The organism is Candidatus Margulisiibacteriota bacterium, from assembly GCA_028706105.1.
Classification (GTDB): domain Bacteria; phylum Margulisbacteria; class Riflemargulisbacteria; order GWF2-35-9; family DYQY01; genus DYQY01.
Map to the genome: position 1 here is coordinate 1 of JAQWCF010000139.1, position 3,079 is coordinate 3,079.

At 34.3% G+C, this 3,079-nt stretch carries 5 protein-coding genes; all 5 read left to right on the top strand.

The features are described 5' to 3' along the window. Positions 1-180, top strand: a 180-nt coding sequence (locus tag PHF25_09330) for a DUF4139 domain-containing protein (GenBank protein MDD4528208.1), incomplete at its 5' end; no start/stop codon positions are given. A gap of 231 nt (positions 181-411) precedes the next feature. Next, positions 412-741 (top strand): hypothetical protein, encoded by a 330-nt coding sequence (locus PHF25_09335; protein ID MDD4528209.1) that lies wholly within the window; start codon positions 412-414, stop codon positions 739-741. Between the two features lie 106 nt (positions 742-847). Continuing rightward, complete coding sequence (locus PHF25_09340; GenBank protein MDD4528210.1) at positions 848-1,402, top strand: hypothetical protein; 555 nt, start codon at positions 848-850, stop codon at positions 1,400-1,402. Between the two features lie 10 nt (positions 1,403-1,412). Continuing rightward, complete coding sequence (locus PHF25_09345; GenBank protein MDD4528211.1) at positions 1,413-2,096, top strand: hypothetical protein; 684 nt, start codon at positions 1,413-1,415, stop codon at positions 2,094-2,096. After that, positions 2,093-2,845 (top strand): hypothetical protein, encoded by a 753-nt coding sequence (locus tag PHF25_09350; GenBank protein MDD4528212.1) that lies wholly within the window; start codon positions 2,093-2,095, stop codon positions 2,843-2,845. Before PHF25_09345 ends, PHF25_09350 begins: the two co-directional genes overlap by 4 nt. The last annotated feature ends 234 nt before the right edge of the window (positions 2,846-3,079 follow it).

Here is a 3,079-nt window from a genome sequence, read left to right on the forward strand (position 1 = left end):
GCTCCTGTATCAAGACTTGAAGAAATTGAAGTTAACATTCAAAATATTTCAGGAGGTAAGCTAAACAAAGAAAGTGGAGAAGTTAAATGGGAGTTTACGTTAAAACCAATGGAGAAAAAGGAATTTGTTTTAAAATATTCAGTTAAATATCCAAAATCGAGGAATTTGACAATAGAATAAAAAGCAACAGAAGCACCTCTCATCTTTTTTCACATGTGTTTGATAATGTGGGAGTAAAGCACGAGATGTTTGCACTTTTAAATCTACCCTAGTGAATTTAGTGCAGAGGTCCAGCACTTAAATACCTAAATTTGTGAGAGATGTGAAAAAAGGTGAGACCTGCAATAGCTGTGACACATGTTGTCAAACTGAGCGTGTAAATTTGCTGAACAATATTTTAAACTAACAATCATGGAGGCAAAGTTGGAATCAAACATCATGCTAAAGAAAAAGGCAAGTAAAAGATTTACTGTGTGGGTAGATGACAATTTTCATTATATGGATGAAAGTGAGCGGTACAAGCAAGGCGAGTATGATATTCTTGAAGAGGCCATAGCAGCATGCAAAAAAGTAGTTGAGACATCTGTGGAATACAAGCCAGGAGCCACAGCTGATGATTTATATGGCGAGTACATTATGTTTGGCGAAGAACCATTTATTGTAGGAGACGTAGAGGTTGACGCATTTAACGCCCGTAAATATGCCAAGGAGTATTTCCAAAAACTATGTGAGGGAAAATGAAACATTCATTAAATCATTCGGGTTTTAGAACGATATTGCATTGATATTATGTGGTTTCTTAAGAGAGAATAGTATTATTTGTTAACTTTAAAAGAAATGCTTATTTATGGATAAATATATTAAAGACGCTATTTGCAAGATTCTTGAACAAAACCAAGGATTATTAAAGATTCCGCTGAGGCAGAGAGCTAAGTTTGAAGGGTGGTTGAAATTTGAATTAGCACATTACCTTGCAGAGGATGGTCATAAAGACGTTGGTGTAGAAGTGAAGATTCCATCTAATAGGGCAAGCAATATCAGGGCTGATATTTCTTTTTGCAAAGATGATATAATGTATTACGTGGAACTGAAAACACCTAACACAAACTGGCGGATAGAAGGGATTAATAACTCTATTAGACCCATTACCAAGAACATTGACTCTATAAGTGCTGATGTTGATAAGCTAAAAAGTCTTGACTCAAGCTCAAAAGGTATAGTTGCCTTTGTTTTATTTCCTATACCAGTCAAATCTAATAATTACCTTGATTATATAAAAAGAGTAAACGGTGAAAACCACTTGATATCTAGCCATAATTATAAGTTGTTACAATTTGATATTGATGACTATAATAAATGTAATATGCTTATCTGCTCATTTTTTGCAAGTAAAACCGATTAAATACTATAATATGAAACTGATAATATCTAAAGAGTTAATTGAGAAATCATTATCAAGTGTCTGGGACCTTGGGAATGAAACTTTGTATAGTTTATGCAGAGATAATTTTGATCATCAAAAAATTGAAAATGTTTTAGCAAAAGTTTGGCTTATAGGAAGATCTTATGCAGCTGCAATTGAGCGGCGAAAAAATGCAGAGGAACCCAATGATGTGTTTTATACCGGGAAAGTCTACGAAGGCTTCAAAGCCTCTGAACTCGACTCAAAACTTGCAGAATTAAAATGTTTGTCACAGGGTGTAAGTAATATATGTGAGCTAGATTCTACTGATGTAACCATGAAAGCATTGTCACTACATGCATGTCTGACTCAATTGACAAAAGAGATGACCCTCTTAGAAAAGAGGTCTTTTTGTTCAAAATATTTGCATTTCCACCTACCATCCTTATTCTTTATATATGATTCAAGGGCAGTCTCTGCGATCAATCAACTGTTTGATGGTTCATTAAAGGACATTAAATTACGTATAAAAGATGCTAACGTTGATGAGGAATACGCAATTTTCTATTATAAATGTCTTGCTATAGGTTGTGAGATAAAAGAAAAGTATGGTGTTGATCTAACAACCAGGCAACTCGATAATTTGCTTGTTGCTATTTCAAATGAGCAGCTAGAAAAATCTTATTTATTATGAATTCATTTGACGAAAAAACAATCCAAGCACTATGTTATTACGTATACATGCTTGTTGACCCATTCAACAATAAACCGTTTTATATTGGGAAGGGTCGGGGGAATAGAGTTTTTGATCACTTAAATTGCTCATTAAAAGATGTGGATAACGAAAATGTCAAATACAGTACAATTCGCAATATTATAGATAGAAACCAGAAGGTTAAGCACTACATCGTAAGACATGGTTTGACAGAGAGAAATGCCTTTGAAGTGGAGGCGGCTTTAATTGATATTATGAACTACCAAGGCTGTGAATTGACTAATGAGGTGTCTGGACATAACTCTTTTAATAGAGGGCTGATGACTTCAGAAGAAATAAAACGATTGTATAATGCAGAACCATTAATGTCTATAGAGAGTGATTGCGTTATAATTAATATCAACAAAAAATATAAAAGAGGTAACGAGAGTCAATCGATTTACGACTCAACGAAAGAGACTTGGTCTATTGATGCAAGAAAAAAAGATCAAATTAAATATGTATTAAGTGAATTCAGAGGGCTTATTGTAGAGGTTTTTGAAGTAGATCATTGGTACGAGAAAGAAAGAGGTTACACTAGCAGATCTGCAAAGTTCGGACAAACAAAAATCGGATATGGATTTAACGGAAAAGTTGCACCAGATAAAATACGTAATAAGTACATTAATAAATCGATTAAGCATATTAAGAAGAGGGGAGCTGCATCTGTGATAAGGTATAATATCTAATAATATGGAGATTGCCAAAACTTATAAAGGATCCTTAGGCAGAGCTGTTGCTATTGCTGTTGAGGCGCATGCCGGCCAATTTGATAAAGCTGGTGCAGATTATATTGATGTTAACGGAAACTGAGAATGCAGTAATTTCGGTAAATTAAAGTGCAGTGTTTTCGGTAACAACAATGCAGCACTTTTGGTAACAATGATGCAGTAATTTCAGTAACAACTGTGCATCTTTTGCAA